General features: G+C 72.1%; 12 protein-coding genes. 5 read left to right on the top strand and 7 right to left on the bottom strand.

Annotation, left to right across the window (positions count from 1 at the left end):
- Nucleotides 1–30: 30 nt before the first annotated feature.
- Nucleotides 31–1,356: an LCP family protein gene (locus SSNG_RS13960; protein ID WP_128636955.1), complete on the bottom strand. Its 1,326-nt coding sequence runs from the start codon at nt 1,354–1,356 to the stop codon at nt 31–33.
- 106 nt (nt 1,357–1,462) lie between these two features.
- Here SSNG_RS13960 and SSNG_RS13955 point away from each other — a divergent pair, with 106 nt between their 5' ends.
- On the top strand, nt 1,463–1,999 hold the full coding sequence (locus SSNG_RS13955) for an acyl-CoA thioesterase (RefSeq protein WP_007264476.1): 537 nt from the start codon (nt 1,463–1,465) through the stop codon (nt 1,997–1,999).
- 120 nt (nt 2,000–2,119) lie between these two features.
- Nucleotides 2,120–3,640 (top strand): glycosyltransferase family 39 protein, encoded by a 1,521-nt coding sequence (locus SSNG_RS13950; RefSeq protein ID WP_007264475.1) that lies wholly within the window; start codon nt 2,120–2,122, stop codon nt 3,638–3,640.
- 13 nt (nt 3,641–3,653) lie between these two features.
- Here the strand turns inward: SSNG_RS13950 and SSNG_RS13945 are convergent, their stop codons facing one another.
- The 5 genes from SSNG_RS13945 to SSNG_RS13925 form a co-directional block, all read right to left on the bottom strand.
- The gene (locus SSNG_RS13945; protein WP_007264474.1) at nt 3,654–5,045 is read right to left on the bottom strand and encodes an LCP family protein; all 1,392 of its coding nucleotides are present in this window, start codon (nt 5,043–5,045) and stop codon (nt 3,654–3,656) included.
- 295 nt (nt 5,046–5,340) lie between these two features.
- A complete protein-coding gene (locus SSNG_RS13940) occupies nt 5,341–6,882 on the bottom strand; it encodes an LCP family protein (RefSeq protein ID WP_128637459.1) in 1,542 nt (513 codons plus the stop codon).
- Between the two features lie 331 nt (nt 6,883–7,213).
- Complete coding sequence (locus tag SSNG_RS13935; protein WP_042800989.1) at nt 7,214–8,950, bottom strand: LCP family protein; 1,737 nt, start codon at nt 8,948–8,950, stop codon at nt 7,214–7,216.
- A gap of 223 nt (nt 8,951–9,173) precedes the next feature.
- Nucleotides 9,174–10,481, bottom strand: coding sequence for an LCP family protein (locus SSNG_RS13930; protein ID WP_128636954.1), 1,308 nt, complete (start codon nt 10,479–10,481; stop codon nt 9,174–9,176).
- 166 nt (nt 10,482–10,647) lie between these two features.
- Nucleotides 10,648–11,397: a TIGR03089 family protein gene (locus SSNG_RS13925; RefSeq protein ID WP_007264470.1), complete on the bottom strand. Its 750-nt coding sequence runs from the start codon at nt 11,395–11,397 to the stop codon at nt 10,648–10,650.
- Nucleotides 11,398–11,537: 140 nt separating this feature from the next.
- On the opposite strand from SSNG_RS13925, the gene SSNG_RS13920 reads away from it, so the two are divergent.
- Entirely contained in the window at nt 11,538–12,977 is a 1,440-nt protein-coding gene (locus SSNG_RS13920) for a peptidoglycan recognition protein (RefSeq protein ID WP_042800988.1), read from the top strand.
- Nucleotides 12,978–13,353: 376 nt separating this feature from the next.
- Nucleotides 13,354–14,169 carry an alpha/beta fold hydrolase gene (locus SSNG_RS13915; protein ID WP_042800987.1) on the top strand — a complete coding sequence of 272 codons (816 nt, stop codon included), beginning with the start codon at nt 13,354–13,356 and terminating at the stop codon, nt 14,167–14,169.
- On the opposite strand, the gene SSNG_RS13910 is transcribed toward SSNG_RS13915, so the two are convergent.
- Nucleotides 14,166–15,440 carry a hypothetical protein gene (locus SSNG_RS13910; protein ID WP_007264467.1) on the bottom strand — a complete coding sequence of 425 codons (1,275 nt, stop codon included), beginning with the start codon at nt 15,438–15,440 and terminating at the stop codon, nt 14,166–14,168. The genes SSNG_RS13915 and SSNG_RS13910 overlap by 4 nt on opposite strands.
- 295 nt (nt 15,441–15,735) lie before the next feature.
- Between SSNG_RS13910 and SSNG_RS13905 the strand changes: the two genes are divergently transcribed.
- Nucleotides 15,736–15,993 (top strand): hypothetical protein, encoded by a 258-nt coding sequence (locus tag SSNG_RS13905; protein ID WP_042800986.1) that lies wholly within the window; start codon nt 15,736–15,738, stop codon nt 15,991–15,993.
- Nucleotides 15,994–16,507: the final 514 nt, after the last annotated feature.

The raw sequence follows: 16,507 nt of genomic DNA, 5'->3' as shown, positions 1-16,507 counted from the left end.
CCTTCGTTCCACCACCCGCCGGGGGCCGGGTCACTGCCCCTTGACGGTCACCTTCTGGTCGTTCTGGATCTCCTTCACCAGCTGCTGCACCTTCGCCTTGTCCCAGACGAGGTTGCCGCCGCGCTGACCGGAGATCGGCATGTTCAGCGACACGCCGTCACCGCCGCTGATGCCCTTCATCGCGAAGAACATTTGCCCCATGTCCCACAGCCCCATGTCCTTGTCCACGATCAGCGTGTCCAGGCCGGCGCCCATGACCGGGTAGAGGGAGAAGGGGTTCAGGACCGTGCCCGGGGTGGCCGCCTGGCTCGCGAGCGCGGAGAGGAACTTCTGCTGGTTCTTCGTCCGCTGCAGGTCCGACTCGGCGAAGGCGTACCGGGTGCGGACGAAGGCCAGCGACTGCTCGCCGTTGAGGGTCTGCTTGCCCGCCTTGAAGTCGGCGCCCGACTTCTCGTCCTTGAAGCCCTGCTCGATGTCCAGCTCCACCCCGCCGAGCGCGTCGACGATGTTCGCGAAGCCGGCGAAGCCGATCTCGGCGTAGTGGTCGATGCGCAGGCCGGTGTTGAACTCCACCGTCCGCACCAGCAGCTCCGGCCCGTCCTCCGCGTACGCGGCGTTGAGCTTGACCCGGCGCCCCTGCGAGGGGAACTTCTTGCCCGACTGGGAGCCGACGAAGGACGGGATCTCCACGTCGGAGTCGCGCGGCAGCGAGATCATCGTGTTCCCGCTGGAACACTTCGCCAGGATCATCATCGAGTCGGTGCGCTTGCCCTCGGCGGAGCCCGTGTGGAGCTTCTTCTTCTCCTCGTCGGACATCCCCTCGCGGCTGTCGGAGCCCACGATGAGGTACGTGGTGCAGTCGCCCTCCTTCGGGCGCTCGATGACCTTCGACAGGTCGACCTCGCGGCGCACCTGGGAGTCCGCCCAGAAGTAGGTGCCGATGCCGGTCACGAGGAGTACGGAGACCACCGCGATCGAACCGATCTTGATCCGCTTGCGCCAGTCCGGGGCCGGCCCCTGCGGCCTGCCCGGTCCGCCCGGCGGCCGCTGACCCGGCCCGCCTGGGCCCGCGGGACGCCCGTACACCTGGCCGGTGTTGTAGCCGCTGTCGAAGCCGGAGCCGGAGCCGGGGGCCTGCGCCTGCTGCGGCACCCCGTACCCCGGACGGCCGCCCTGCGGCGGGCCCTGCGGCGGGACCGGCGGGCGCGCCGGGCGCTGCGGCCGCTGCTGCGGCTGCCGCTGGACGTGGCGCATCCGCTGCGCACCCTCCGGCTGCCCCTGCCCGCTGCCGCGCCCGTACCCGTCATCGCGGCGGCCCCGCGCGTCGCGCTCGCCGTACCCGTCCCAGTCACTCATGCGCACAAGGATGCCCGGCCGGGAGCGCCGCCCGACACCCCGGTCCACGCTTCGTACCGCGCCTGTTGCACACCTGATGCCTACGGGCGGCACTTAAGGTGGCTGTATGACACAGATACCGGACGCACCCGAGGGCAAGCCGATCTCGGCGTCCCGGACCACCCTCAGCCACATCATGACGGCCAACGACACCAACCTGCTCGGCACCGTGCACGGCGGCGTGATCATGAAGCTGGTGGACGACGCCGCCGGCGCCGTGGCCGGCCGGCACTCCGGCGGCCCCGCCGTCACCGCCTCCATGGACGAGATGGCCTTCCTCGCCCCCGTCCGCGTCGGCGACCTGGTCCACGTCCGGGCGCAGGTCAACTGGACCGGCCGCACCTCGATGGAGGTCGGCGTACGCGTCCTGGCCGAGCGGTGGAACGAGTCGGGCCCCGCCACCCAGGTCGGCAGCGCCTACCTCGTCTTCACGGCGGTGGACTCCGACGGCAAGCCCCGCCGGGTCCCGCCCGTGATCCCGGAGACCGAGCAGGACGAGCGCCGCTACCAGGAGGCCCAGATCCGCCGCACCCACCGGCTCGCCCGCCGGCAGGCGATCACCGAGCTGCGCGAGCGGCGCGCCGCCGAGGGCATCGAGGAGTGATCCATTCGGCTGCGGCGGTGACGCCCCCGTAGACTGCTGCGCTGACGTCCGACCACCCGTACGCAGCCGCGCCGCGACCGTCGAGCGCCCTGCCGTCCCCGCAGAAGGCGCTTCCACCCGATGACCTCCGCACGCACGCTGCCCGACTCCCCGGCCGGTGCGGCCGGGCGCCGAAGCGCCGGCTCGGACGAGGAGCCCGCGGCGCCCCGCCGGCTGCCGGCCCGCCTCGACTGGCTGTGGGCCGCCCTGCTGACCCTGGCCGTCGCCGCATTCGGCATCGGCCGCGCCCAACCCTGGCGGGACGAGCTCGCCAGCTGGAACGCCGCCTCGCGCAGCACCGGTGAGCTGGTCGACATGCTGGGGCACGTCGACGCCGTCTCCGGCGCCTACTACCTCCTGCTGCACGGCTGGGTCTCCGTCTTCGGGGACTCCCTCGCCATGCTCCGGCTCCCGTCGGCGCTCGCCATGGCCGGCGCCGCCGCCTTCACCGTCCTGACGGCCCGTACGCTCTTCGACCGCCGCACGGCCGTCTTCACCGGGCTGCTCTTCGCGTTCGTGCCGGCCGTGTCCCGGTACGGGCAGGAGGCGCGGTCGTACGCCTTCGTCGTGCTCGCCGTCAGCGCCGCGACCTGGCTGCTGCTGCGGGCGCTGGAGCGGCCGGCCCTGCGGCGCTGGGCCCCGTACGCCCTCGCCGTGGCGGCGGCCGGGCTGTTCCACGTGGTGTCCCTGCTGATCCTGCTGCCGCACGGGCTGATCGTGCTGCTGCGTTGGCGGCGGGACCGGCGCGGGCGCACCGTCGTCGCGTTCGCGGTGACGGTGGCCGTGGGCCTGCTGCCCGTGGTGCCGCTGGTGCTGCTGGGGCAGCGTCAGGTCACCCGGCAGATCAGCTGGATCAAGACCCCGCACCTGCGGGGCTTCGCCGACCTGTGGAGCAACCTCTTCGCCTCCCCGACGACCGGTCTCCTCCTCGCCGCGCTGGTGCTGCTGCCGCTCGCCTGGAGCCGGGGCCGGCGGGGCGCCGGGGAGCTCCTGCTGATCGGCGCGGCCCCGATCGTGGCCGCCTGGGTGGTCTCGCAGGGCAGCACCTCGTACTTCATGGACCGCTACCTGCTCTTCACCGTGCCCGCCTGGGTGTTGCTCGCGGCCGCCGCCCTGGCCGCACTGCGGCCGCTGCGGGCCGGTGCGCTCGTACTGGCCGCGCTGATCGTCCTCGGCCTTCCCGACCAGCGGCAGATGCGCACCGAGTGGGCCAGGGTCGAGCAGGACGGCCAGGGCGTCGCGAAGATCATCGCCAAGGGCTACCGGCCCGGGGACGGGTTCGCGCCCGTACGCGGCGACGACAAGGTGTTCATGATCGACTATCAGGTGGAGTACTACCTGCCGCAGCGCGTCCGGCTCAAGGACGTCTTCGCGGAGCGCTCGGCGCTGCAGCGCGACGACCTGTTCCCCAAGGAGTGCGCCCAGCCCGTGCAGTGCCTGCGCGGCACCCAGCGGGTGTGGGTGGTGACCTGGAGCGGCACGGACAACCCGTTCCACAAGTTCCCGAAGGGGCAGGCCGAAGCGCTGCGCAGCCACTACCGGGTGGTCGAGAGCAAGACGGTGCGCGGCCTGACGATCTCCCTGCTGGAGCGCACCGCGTAGCCGGTGGCCGCGGCTACGGCCCGCACACCACCTGGTCGCCGGTGACGGCCTGGGCCCCGCCGCCCTGGTAGGGGTCCTCGGCCCGCACCGGCACCACCTTGCGGTACTCCGAGCCGGCCGTCACCAGCACCGTGCGGCCCTGCCCGGCGACCGCGCGCAGCTCGCTGCCCGGCAGCGCCGCCGCCACCGTGCGGGCCGAGCGGTCCCAGCGCGGGTCGTACGCGATCACCGTGCGCCGGACGTCGCGGCTGGCGGCGTTGCCCGGGGCGCGGGTGGTGTCGAAGCCGGTGGCGCGCAGGGCCTGGTCCACCCGGCCGCCGAGCCCGTCGATCCGGGTGCCGTTCTCCACCTGGACCCGGACCTGCTGCGGCGGCACGTCCACCGTCACGGCGGCGGGCCGCTGCCGACCGCCGGCGCCCCCGCCGGGCCGGGGCGGGGCGAGCGGGCGGTCCTGGCGCAGCGCCTCGAAGAGCCGGGCGGCCTTCGGCCCGTCCCACTTCACCGTCGAGCCGATGCCCTTGACCGGGTACGAGGCGTCCCCGACCGGCACCGAGGCGAACTCGGAGGAGGAGGGCGTGAAGTCGCGCATGGCCTGGCCGAGCGCCAGCATCTGCTCCGAGCCGAAGTCGCGGTCGGCCCGCACCGACCCCAGCAGGGTGGAGCTGACCTCCTTGAACTTCACCGGGTTGAGCAGCACCCCGCCCCCGGTGGCCTGTTTGACGAGGGCGGCGACGAACCGCTGCTGCCGCTGCATGCGGCCCAGGTCGGAGGCACCGTCGACATGGCGGGAGCGGACGTACTGGAGGGCCTGGCCGCCGCTGAGCCGGTGCGGGCCGGGCAGCAGGTCCAGGCCGGTGTTCTGGTCGTGCAGGGCCTTGACGGTGCAGATCTCCACGCCGCCCATCGCGTCGACGGTCTTCATGAAGCTGCTGAAGTCCACCTCCAGGTAGTGGTCGATCTTGACCTTGGTCATGTTCTCCACGGTGCGCACGGTCAGGTTCGGGCCGCCCTCGGCGTAGGCGGCGTTGAGCTTCACGGGGTGCGGCCGGTGCGGTTTGCCGGTCACCGGGTCGCGGTGCGCGGGCAGCTCGGCGTAGCTGTCCCGGGGCAGGCTGACGACGCTGGCCCGTTCCCGGTCGGCGGAGAGGTGCACCAGCATGATCGTGTCGGTGCAGTGGCAGGGGGCCCCGCCGAGCCGGAACGCGCGCTTCTCCTCCGGGGTGATCCGGTCGCGGCCGTCGGTGCCGACGAGCAGGAAGTTCATGCCGTGCCCGGCCTGCGGGCGGTTCTTCATGTCCTTGAAGGGGTCGACCCGTTCGATCCCGGTGTCCAGGCCGGTCATCACCGCGTGCCCGATCGCTCCGGACCCCAGCACCACCAGCGACATCCCGGCCGCGATCCGCACCCCCCACCGGGGCCGGCCGTCCCGGCGCCTGCCCCGACGGCCGCCGCCGCGCGCACGCTGCGGCTGGGAGGGCCTGGCGGGTGGGGTGGGACGGTGCGGCTGGGGCACGGTGGACACCTCCGCGGGGGACAGCACGGGGACGGAGCCGGCGGTTCGCTCACGGTGCGGACCGGCCGGCACATCGGGCAGATTCGTCAGAACAGTAGGCCCATACGATCAGCCGCTGTCCGTACCGCTCGTCCGCCGCGCACCCGTTTCCCCCGTACGCGGTAACGTGACACCGATACCCGACGCCTCACCAGCGGTACGGCTTGTAGACCTCCATGCACGCCCCGGTGTCCGAACCGTTGAGGGCGTCGGCCGTGTCCGGTACGGAACCGGCCTCCGGCGGCGCCTGCTGCGGGTAGACGGCGCCGTCGCGCCAGTCGCCGCCCACGACCAGGGTGATCCGCGAGACGTCGGCCGACTGCTGCACCGCGGTGCCCGGGATGCCCATGGCCGCCGCCACGCTCTGCGCCTCGTCGGCCAGGTCGGGGGACGGGTAGCGCACCACGGTGGCCTTCTCCGGGGTCAGCGCGCCGTCCGCGCGGGCCCCCGTGAAGCCCTTGGCGACCAGGGCCTCCGCGACCACGTTCGCCCGCCGGGGCGCCAGCGGCATCTTCTCCACGGCGGTGCCGTTGACCACGTTGACCTGGATCTTGTCCGGCGCCGTCGACGGGGCCGGGGACGGCCCCTGACCCGGCTGCGCCGGCTGGCCCGACGGCGAGGGCTGGCCCGGCTGCGAGGCCCCGGGGGAGGGCTGCGACGCGGCGGGCTCGGAGGCCGAGGGGCTCTGCGGGGTGGTCGGAGCGCCGTTCTTGTCGAAGGCGACGTCCTTGCGGAGCATCGCCCACAGCTTGTCGGCGTCCGCCGGGTTCACCACGAGCCGGTCCGGATCCGAGGGGTCCTGGAAGGTCGGCATCGTCGTCATCGTGATGCGGTTGGTCGGCACGTCCTTGAGCTGCATGGCCAGGTTGTACAGCTTCTTGACCGAGCCGATCTCCTCCGAGACCTCCAGCGCCTTGGTGCCGGCCTCGGCCAGCGCCGTGATCCGGCCGACGTCGGTGAAGGCGTTCTGGCTCTTGAGCTCGCGCATCATCGAGTTCATGTACATGTGCTGGGCCTGCGCCCGGCCCAGGTCGCTGCTGAACGCGTGCCGGGTGCGCAGCCACTGCAGGGCCTGCTCGCCCTTGACCCGGGTGGTGCCCTTCTGGAGCTTGAGGCCGGAGCCGCCGCCGGAGGTGGCTATCGGCCGGTCCCAGACGTTGTCCTTGACGCAGACCGGGACGCCGCCGACCGCGTCGGCCATCTGCACCACACCGGAGAAGTCGATCATCATCCAGTGGTCGATGTAGACGTTGGTCAGCTTCTCCCACGTGGCCAGCGTGCAGCCGGGGCCGCCGCGGCCGAGCGACTCGTTGATCATCGCCCGGGTCTTCTTGAACTTCTCGCCGCTCTTCGGGTCGGTGCACTCGGGTATCTCGACCCGGGTGTCGCGCGGGATGCTCACCACGGAGGCGTTCTCCCGGTCGGCCGACACGTGCAGCAGCATCTGCACGTCCGCGAGCGGGGCGTTGCCCACCGTGTCGCGGCTGCCGCCCAGTTCGACGTTCTCCGGCTTGTTGCGGCTGTCCGAGCCGATCAGCAGGATGTTCAGCGGCCGCTGGCCCTTGGCGTTGGCGTGGGTCTTCTCCACGCCGCTGTCTCCGCTCAGGCGCTGCCCGCTGCGGATGTTGCCGTTGAGGTGACGGTAGTAGAGGTACCCGGCCGCCGACGTCCCCAGGATCAGGAACGCCATGACGGACGCCACCCAGAACAGCACCCGGCGGCGACGCCGCCGCACCGGGAGCCCGCCTTCCGCGGGCCGGGCCGCACCCGAGCCCTTCCGGGGCGGGGGCACCGAGGCGGCGGCCTTCTGCTCGTCGTCGGATATGCCGTCGGCGGCCTGGTCGGGCGCCCCCTCCCCCCGCACGCTGCTCTGCTTCACGCGTCCCCCCTCAAGATCACTACTGGTCGGTGTGGTGCCGGTCCTCCCGGCTACCGCCCGTCATGCGCCGGTCGGTCGAAAAGATCGGTGGTGCTGGTGCGTGCCGTGCCTAACAGCCGTCCGCCCCCGTGGCGCGGACCGCTCACTTCGCGCAGACCGCCTTGTCCGCCTCGACCCGCTGAAGCCCCTCGGGCGCCTGCTGCGGAGTCTCCGGCGCGCCGAGCGGCTTCCCGGGCTCCTTGAAGTCGGCACCCAGCGTCAGCTTCATCGGCGTCCGCGGACCCGCGTCCACGGAACCCATCTTCAGAGCGGCACCGGACAGCCCCATCATGTCCGCCAGGGCCCGGGCCTGGTCGGCCTGGTTCGGGGCGAACTCCAGCTGGGTGGCGCCCAGCCGGGTGGAGGCGTTGCCGTGGTTGCCGGCCTTGAGGACACCCTTGCTGTTCTGCAGCCAGGTCAGGGTAGTGGAGGCCGATCCCGGGGGCCCACCGCCGTTGTACACGTCCACCCGGACGTCGCCCGCGGGCGCGCGGTTGCCCTGGAGCACCGCGTCCTGCCGGGCCTTGGCGTCGGCGTCGGCCGCTTCCTTCGCCGCCGCCTCCTTCTTCTCGACCTCGGTGAGCGAGACGTCCGCGCGGATCATCCGGAGCAGCTCCTCGGCGGGAGCCGCGTTGAGGACCACGGTCGACTTGCGGTTCGCCGGCTCGTTCGGATTGTCGAGCACCGGCAGTGTGGTGAAGGTGATGTTCTTGAGGTTCATGTCCTTCAGCTCGCCGGCGAGGTCGGTGAGCTTCCCGATCGACCCCAGCCCCTGGTCCACCGTCAGCGACTTGGTGGCCGCCTCCGCCAGCGACACGAACTTCTTCGGACTGGTCAGCGTCTCCTTGGACTTCATCTCCCGCATCATCGAACCCAGGAACTGCTGCTGGGTCTTGATCCGGTCCAGGTCGCTCTCGTTGCCGAACGCGTGCCGCGTCCGTACGAAGGCCAGCGCCTGCTCGCCCTGGAGCCGGTGCTCTCCCGCCTTCAGGTTCAGCTTGGAATCGCGGTCGTTGACGTCCTTCTCCACGCAGACGGGCACCCCGCCCACCGCCGTGCTCAGGTTCTTCACCGCGTTGAAGTCGACCATCATGAAGTTGTCGACCTCGATGCCGGTCAGCTGCTTGACCGTGCGCATCGTGCAGCCCGGGTCGCGCCCCTCCTGGCCCAGGCTGTTGTTGAAGCGGGTGCCCTTGGTGCCGGCGATGTCCTTCACCGAACCGTTCGACTGCTTCGTCGGGCAGGCCGGGATGTCGGTGATCAGGTCGCGCGGGATGGACAGCGCCGTCGCGTTGCTGCGGTCCTTGGACACGTGGAAGAGGATCGTGGTGTCGGCGTGCCCGACGCTCTCCGCGTCCCCGTAGCCCTCGTTGCCCTTGCCGCTGCGCTTGTCGGTGCCGATCACCAGGATGTTGATCGGCTGGTCCTTCTTGAAACCGGCGCCCGCACCACCGGTGTCGATGACCTTCAGGTTCCCGTTCAGGTGCTCGTAGTAGAGGTACGAGCCCAGCCCGCCGCCGACCAGCAGCAGCGCCAGCGTCCCGCCCGTCGCCACCAGGACCTTGCGCCGCCGGGGCGGACGGCCGCCCTTGCGCGGACGTCCGCCGCGCCGCCCGCCGGGCATGCCCTCGCCGCGGCGGGGCTTGGGGACGGCCGGGGACGGAGCGGTCGGCACGGAGGGAGCGGTGGCGGTCCTGCGGGATCTGCGGGGCGCGGCGACGGCCTGCTGCTGCGCAGCGGAATTGCCCAGTCGCAGTTCGTAGTTGCCGGTGCGGGGATTGAGCACCCACTGGTCTGCGGGGTCGATCTCGTCCGCCCGCCCACGGCTTTGCGCATCCACGGTTGCTCGAATCCTCCGTCGGTGCTTCGCGACGCGCCTCCCCCCAGGCACGCGGTCAACGATCCGGCTGCTGGTGCAAGGCCCCTGTCACGGCCGGTGCACCGGATCGCTCACCTTATCCGGCCAGGTCAGCCCCAAACCATGCTGGTGACAAAATCCACTCTCTCTATAACGGGCCAAAGCGCCCATCGGGCTCGGCCGGATCCCGGGCTTTTGGATTGCTTTACCGGCAGTCGGCCGCGGCCGCCGTCGTTCCCGTGAAAGTCGGCGCCGGCGTGACCCCCACCGGGCTTCCGCTTCTCGTCGGCGACGGCTCCCGCGAGGCCGCCGCCGGGCCGGTCGCCGTGGCCGGTCCAGCGCCCTCCCGGACCGGCGACGGCGACCCTGTACGAGGCCCCGGATCGGGTTCCGGATCGGGCTCCGGATCGGGCTCCGGCAGGACCCGCGGGTCCGGCTCCGGAGAGGTGACCGTCAGCGGCAGGTCCATGCGCAGCTGCTGGAACAGCCGGGCCGCGTCCGGCTCGACGAGCTCGTCGCGATTGGGATCCGCCGCGTACGGGCGACGCGGCACCGTCAGGAACTTGACCTGATCAGTCGGTATGTCCCGTACGCCCCGTACGAGTTCATACAGGCCCCGCAACGACGCCAGCCCCGGATCGGTGGTCACCGAGGAGGTGGCCGCGTCCAGCAGCGGATACAGCCGCCCCGGGTTCAGCAGCACCCCGTTGCTCTTCACCTTCTCCACCAACGAGCCCAGGAACTGCTGCTGGCGCTCCATCCGTTCGGTGTCGCTGCCGTCGCCCAGACCGTACCGGGCCCGGACGAAACCGAGCGCCTGCTCGCCCTGGAGCAACTGGCGCCCCGCAGGGAGCCTGAGGTGCGCCTCCTCGTCCACCACCGGCCGCTTCAGGCACACCTCGACCCCGCCGACCGCGTCGACCATCTTCTTGAACCCGCCGAAGTCCACCACCATGTGGTGGTCGATCCGGATCCCGGTCAGCCGTTCGACCGTGCGGATCGTGCAGGCGGCCCCGCCCCACTGGAACGCCCAGTTGAACTGCGCGAACCGCTCACCGGTACGGGTGCCGTCCGGCTTCAGACAGCTCGGGACCTCCGCCATCAGGTCCCGGGGTATCGACACCGCCGTCGCGCTCCCGCGGTCCGCCGGCAGGTGCAGCAGGATCGTGGTGTCCGAACGCTGGGTGCCCTCGTCCTGCCCGTAGCGCGAGTTGGCCGTGCCCGACCGGGAGTCCGAGCCGATCAGCAGGATGTTCTGGGCGCCGGCCCCGAAGTGCGCCGGGCGCTCGCGCTCGTAGCGCCGCAGCTCGGCCTCGGCGGACGTGTCCTCGGTGATGTTCCCGTCGAGCTTGGCGTACAGCCACCAGCCCGCCGCCGCCCCCGCCAGCACCAGCAGCACCAGCCCCAGCCCGACCCAGCGCAGCAGCCGGCGCCGGCGCCCGCGGCCGCGCGGGGGCGCGCCGCCGCTCCCGGCCGCTCCGCCGCCCTCCGGTATGCCCGCGCTGTCCGCCATTGGCGCTCCGTCCCTCGCCCTGCCGGCAACCAGCCGTACGGGTGAGCACGGCCTGCAGCCGATCCTGCCCCCGGGCGAGGTCGACGGCCCGGGGGCAGGGGTCGGGCAAGGGCCATGTGGGTGACAAATCGCGGCGGACCCGCCGCGCGGCCCCCGGAGGGCGCGGTCAGACCCGCAGGGTGACGCGCTCGCTCTCCACGCGCTGCTCCAGCGCCTCCGGCGACAGCGCGTCCAGGTTCCGGCACAGCACCACGGAGCCGCCCGTGGCCAGCGCCCCGTACAGCCCGGCCGACAGCCCCTCCCAGCTGTCGTAGCCGAGGCCCGACAGCACCCGGGCGCCCTCGTCGGCGCCCCGCGCGGCCGCGTCCGCGCGGGCCCGGCCGACCACGTCCGCGTGACTGAGCTCCTCGCCGCCCACCACCAGGCCCGGGCCGTCGGCGTCGACCGGCGCGAAGGGGGCGAACCGGTCGCCCTGCCCCGGCACCTCCACCGCGTAGTCCGCGAACCCGGCCGGCGGCTGCGGGAACCGCCCGCCCAGCGGACGCAGCGCGAGCGCGACCCGCTCGCCGGAGCAGGCACGGGCCTCCTCCAGGGTGTCCGGCCCGCTCACCACCAGGTCGGCACCGGCGGGATCCCCGCCCACCTCGGCCACCACTCCGACGGACGCACAGGCGAGCAGCCACACGGCGCTCTGCCAGTGCGCCGGGAGCAGCAGCGCGAGCCGGTCACCCGGCTCGGCGCCCAGGTCACCCTGGAGCAGATTGGCGGTCTTGGCCACCCAATTGGCGAAGGTGGCGACGGACAATTCGACGCGCTCGCCCGTGGCGTCGTCGTAGAAGGTCACGAGCGGGCGGCCCGGATCGGCGGCGAGCGCGGATCGCAGCAGGTCGGCAGGGGTGCGGTCAGTGGCGTTCACCCGGCCCAGCGTACGCGGGCCCCTCCCCCGTACGGCGGGTGGCGGCTCCCCCGTACGGGGGTGGGCGGCCGCACTGATCGTCGGACGGATCGTCAGTTCTCCGATGGCGCTTCGTGGAGGCTGTGTCCAGCATCGCTTCCATGCGCGGATTCCTTGCTTCCTCCATCGGCGTCGCGACGGCTGCCGCACTGGCCCTGCCGCTCGCGCTAACCACTCCTGCCCAGGCCGAGTCGCTCCCGGCGGACCCCGCCGGATCCACCCAGTCGCTGCCGCTCGTCCCCCTGGCACCCTCGGGCGCCCGCATCCCCGGCGTGCCCGGCATGAGCGCCGCACCGGACCCGGACGGAACCCGGGGCCTGGCGGCGCGCGAGGTCAAGACGTTCTCGCTGGTCGGCGTCGTCTGGGACGACGTGAGCACCCCGCTCGTCGGCAGCGTCCAGGTCCGTACCCGCGCGGTCGGCAGCCGGCAGTGGTCGGACTGGCAGGACCTCGACACCCACAACGGCGAACACGCCGCCGACCCCGACGCGACGGAACGCGGCACCGGCCGCGTCCGCGGCAGCACCGCCCCGCTGTGGGTCGGCGCCTCCGACGCCGTGGAGGTCCGCGTCCAGGCGGAGACCAGCCCCACCCGGTCGGCGTCCCGCCTGCCGTCGGGCATGCGGATCGAACTCGTCGACCCGGGCTCTGCGGCGCCCGTGGCCGTCCTGGACGGCAAGAACGGCACCGGCGGCACCACGACCCGCCCGGCACAGCGCCCCGCGGACGACTCGGACGACGCGGGCGGCTCGGACGACGACAAGGGCGACAGCGCCGTACAGACCGGCATGACCATGGAGACGGCGGAGGCCTCCTCCGCCAACCTCCCGCACGCCCCGCTCGGCGCCCTGGAGATCCCCGCCCTGAACAAGGCGGACTCCACCGCCGACGCCGTCTTCGCCAGTGACGGCGAACTCACCGCCGCAGCAGCGCCGTACATCGGCCCCCGCCCGAAGATCGTGACCCGGCGCGGCTGGGGCGCGGACGAGTCCCTGCGCGAGACGGGCTTCGTCTACACCAGCACCGTCAAGGCCGCCTTCGTCCACCACACCGCCTCCGGCAACAACTACGCCTGCAAGGACGCCCCGGCGGTGATCCGCAGCCTGTACCGGTACCACGTGGTGAGCAGCGGCTGGCGGGACTTCGGCTACAACTTCGCCGTCGACAAGTGCGGAACGGTCTACGAGGGCCGGGCGGGCGGAGTCGCGAAGCCGGTGCTCGGCGCGCACACCATGGGGTTCAACGCGGACAGCATGGGCATCGCGGTGATCGGCACCTACACCTCCACCGCCCCGCCGGCCCCCGCTGTGGACGCGATGGCCCGCCTGACGGCCTGGAAGCTGGGCCTCTTCGGAGCCGACCCGAGGGCGAAGACCACCCTCAAGTCGGGCGGCGGCAACCGCTACCCGAAGGGCAGCAACGTCAAGCTGAACGTCATCTCGGGCCACCGCGACGGCTTCGCCACCGAATGCCCGGGCCGCCTCCTCTACAACCAGCTCCCGCCGACGAGAACGACCTCGGCGAAGCTCCAGGGGCGGTAGCCGCCGCAGCGCGGGCTCACTATGGGGTGGGGCGCTGTTTGCCCACCCGCCCCACCCGCCCCCTGGTCTGCGGGGCGGGGGCGGGGGCGGGGGCGGGGGCCGGCCGGGCATCCGGGCCCGTCCAGCCCTGGCCCAGGGCCGGGGGCGCGGCTACGCGCACGAGAAGGCGAACAGAGCGACCTGCGGAGCCCCCAGACGCGCCAGATCGCTACGCGCTCCTCCCGACCTGGCGTCCGACGACCGTCTTGGGCTGATACCCGCACCAGAGGACGGGAGAGCAGCCGAGGGAGCGTGTGGGCGCGGCAGATCGCTACGCGCTCCTCGCCTCTCGGCGTCTGGCGGCCGGATTTGCCTTGGAATCCCTACCATCGGGGTCATGGCCTCTGAGTGGGAAGTTCGGTTCCGGTCGCTGGACGGTACAGAGCTGGCGGGCACGGTCGCAGCGCCGTCCGAGGCGGCGAGGGGGTGCGTCGTGCTGGTGCACGGTGCCGGGGTGACGAGGGAGGAGGGCGGATTCTTCCGCCGCCTGGCCGAAGGGCTCGCAGCATCCGGCTTGCTGTCCCTGCGGTTGGATCTGCGGGCGCACGGGGCGAGCGGAGGTCGTCCGCAGGACATCACCATCGCAGGCGTCTCCAACGACATCCGGGCCGCCGGAGACCAGGTGCGGCGCGAATGGGGGCTCGACGGGGCGCCCCATGTGATCGCGGCGTCCTTCTCCGGTGGTGCGGCCGCCCTGCACGCGGCGTACCGGCCGCAGGACGTGGGCCGGCTGGTGCTCCTGAACCCACGCCTGGACTATCGGGACCGCTACGTGGACAGCCGCCCCTACTTCGAGGGCGACTACATCTCCGGCCGCGCTGCCCGCGACCTGGACGAGCTCGGCTTCACGGAGAAGTCACCGTTCGAGCTGGGACGGGCCCTCCACAACGAGGTGTTCTACCTGGATCCGGACGTCTACCTCCGGGCCGTGCGGGCACCGGTCCTGATGGTGCACGGGACGAAGGACACCTTCGTCCCGGTGGAGTCCTCGCGCCGGTACCTGCCCGTCTTCGCGGGCCAGGCCGACCTGATGGAACTGGACGGAGCCCAGCACGGTTTTGCCGTACACGACGACCCCGGTTATGCCGATCCTCAGACCCAGGTCTGGCAGACACAGGTCATCGAGCGGGTGACTCGTTTCCTCACCTCCTAGGCGGTCAGTTCCGTGAGGGCCTGACGCAGCTCACGTACGGCTGGGCGCCGTGCGTGAGCGCGCAGGTGGGAGGCGGTCCGGCGCAGCTCGCCCAGTGCTTGGCCGAAGCCCGGGGCGGCGGCGAGGCTGAGCGCGGACATCCCGGTGGCGGCGGCCTGGTCAGGTTCGCCGGCTGAGGCAAGAGCACCGGACAGGTGGGCGGTGAAGAACGCCCGGTCCCTGGGCCCGAAAGTGCCATGGGCAAGGTGCTGTCGGAGCAGGTCCGCCGCACGGGCCGGTTGGCCGGCCTCGCGGTGGCTGATCGCGCTCTGAGCCATCAGCCGGTCGAGGGTGTATCCGGCGCAGAGCGGCCCGGTACAGCTCGCGGGTTCGGCACGCCCCGCCCGGCCCAGGGCGTGGTGGGCTGCGTCCAGCGTGCGGGCGACAGTGTCCGGCGGGGCTCCAGTGAGGGCGAGGGCACGTGCTTCCTGCTGAAGGGCCTCGGCCTGCGCACGGGGCGGCAGCCTCCAGGGGCCGTTGGCCGCAGCGTGGGCGAGGTCAAGCATGCGGGCCGCGTCATGACGGTCGGTGGCCTGGGCTTTTCGGAGCAGGACATAGGCGTGCATGGGGGCATCGCCCGTCACGGTCGCCCACTCGACAGCACGATCGTGGAAGAAGAGCGTGACGTGTGCCGGGGCCCCTGCATCCCGGTGGAGCCAGGCGGTGAACTCCGCAGCCCGGGCTCCCACCCGAAGCAGGTCCGGGCGCAGCGACGAAGAGGCCTCGTGGGTCAGCTGTTCGATGACGGCCACGAGGTCCGTCGCGGCCGGAAGCGCCTGCCGGGGCCCTGCGCTTCCATCGGCTCGCGCCAGTTCGTCCAGGGCACTGCCGAGGTGCCCGACCAGGGCGCGATCGTCGTAGCGACGTGCGTGGGCCAACCGGTCACGACCGGACGGGCCGAGCAGGGGAGCGATCCCCAGTACCCCTTGCAGAAGCGATCGCCTGCGCACCGCGTCCTCCCTGATCGGTGCCGCCGGCGTGCGGTGCGGTGGCAGGAACCCCAGCTGCTCCAACGGCAGCCCGAACATGGCGCGGAGCACGCGCCGGGTATGGGTGTTGGGCCAGCCCGGTTTTGCCGATTCCCAGCGTCGTACCTGCCGTACGTCAATGTCGCTGTGCTCACCCAGAGCGGCCGCGTGTGCGGCATAGGCCCGAGCCACATCGGCTTGACTGTGCCAACCGCGTTCCAGCCGAGCGGCACGAAAGGCGGGATTTCCAGGAGTCTTGGACATCACTCCCCCAGGGGCGGGCTACAGCCGAGCGGGCGGCCATGTGGAGACGACGGTACTCCCGCGAAATGTCCTCTGATGTGTCCTCGTTGCATCCCGCGCTCCTGCCTACGGTCGAAGGGAACAAGGGAGGAGCTCCAGATGACCGTTGGCGATGCGCAGGGATCCCCACCCCGGCAACCGGGCTACGGCCAGCCGTCCCCGGAACTGCTGGCTCGATCGGAGCGGGGCCTGTTGCGGTTCCTAGACCGCTTCCCCCCTCTGAGCAGTGGTGAATCCGCGACCGAAGGGCCGTCCGATGCCTGAGCAGTACGAGTACGTCCCCCACCGCCTCCTGCGCCGTCGTGTCCGCGACATCGCCTCCGGCGTCGAGGGCCTCCTGATGGCGGTGATCAACGAGAACGTCTCGGATTCCGCCGTCCACGAGCGCTGGGTCGAGCTGGCCTACATCCGTGGCGCCTCCGGCCGCGAGTTCACGACCGCCGCCTCCAACGTCGAACCCGCCTCAGACCAGCCCAGGACGGCCGCCGGCCGCCGAGATCAGAGGAGCGCGTAGCGATCTGTCGCGCCTGTCGGCTCCCTGGGCCGTCCTGTTCGCCTTCTCGTGCGGGTATCAGCCCAAGGCGGTCGCCGGACGCTGAGATTCGAGGAGCGCGTAGCGATCTCTTGCGCCTGGGGGCTTCCTGGGCTCTCTGTTCGCCTCTCGTGCGGGTAGTCGCGCCCCGGCTCCGGATCTCCTCTTGGGGGCCCGGATGCCCGGCGTGCCGGCCCCTGGCCCCTCCCGTATCGCTGAGGAACCCGTCCCTCCACCATGGACCGTGCCGTTTCTTTGGGGGTTTCCCGGCAGTCTTTCGGCTTTCCGGTTCGGGTCGGTCGGTCAAGGGTCGCCGAAGGCGATCGCGTAGCGACGCGACGAAGGAGCGCCCTTGAGGGACCGGCCCGAACCGGAAGGACGATGGGACTGACGGGAAGCCCCCAACCCTCTCTGAGACCGCCCGAGGGGACCCCGCCCCCCGGCCCCCCGCCCCGCAGACAAGGGGCGGGTGGGCAAACAGCGGCCCGCCCCACCC

The sequence above is a fragment of the Streptomyces sp. C genome, assembly GCF_000158895.1.
Taxonomy (GTDB): domain Bacteria; phylum Actinomycetota; class Actinomycetes; order Streptomycetales; family Streptomycetaceae; genus Streptomyces; species Streptomyces racemochromogenes.
The sequence above is the reverse complement of the archived record's forward strand: the minus strand, read 5'-3'. Positions and strand labels throughout refer to the sequence as shown.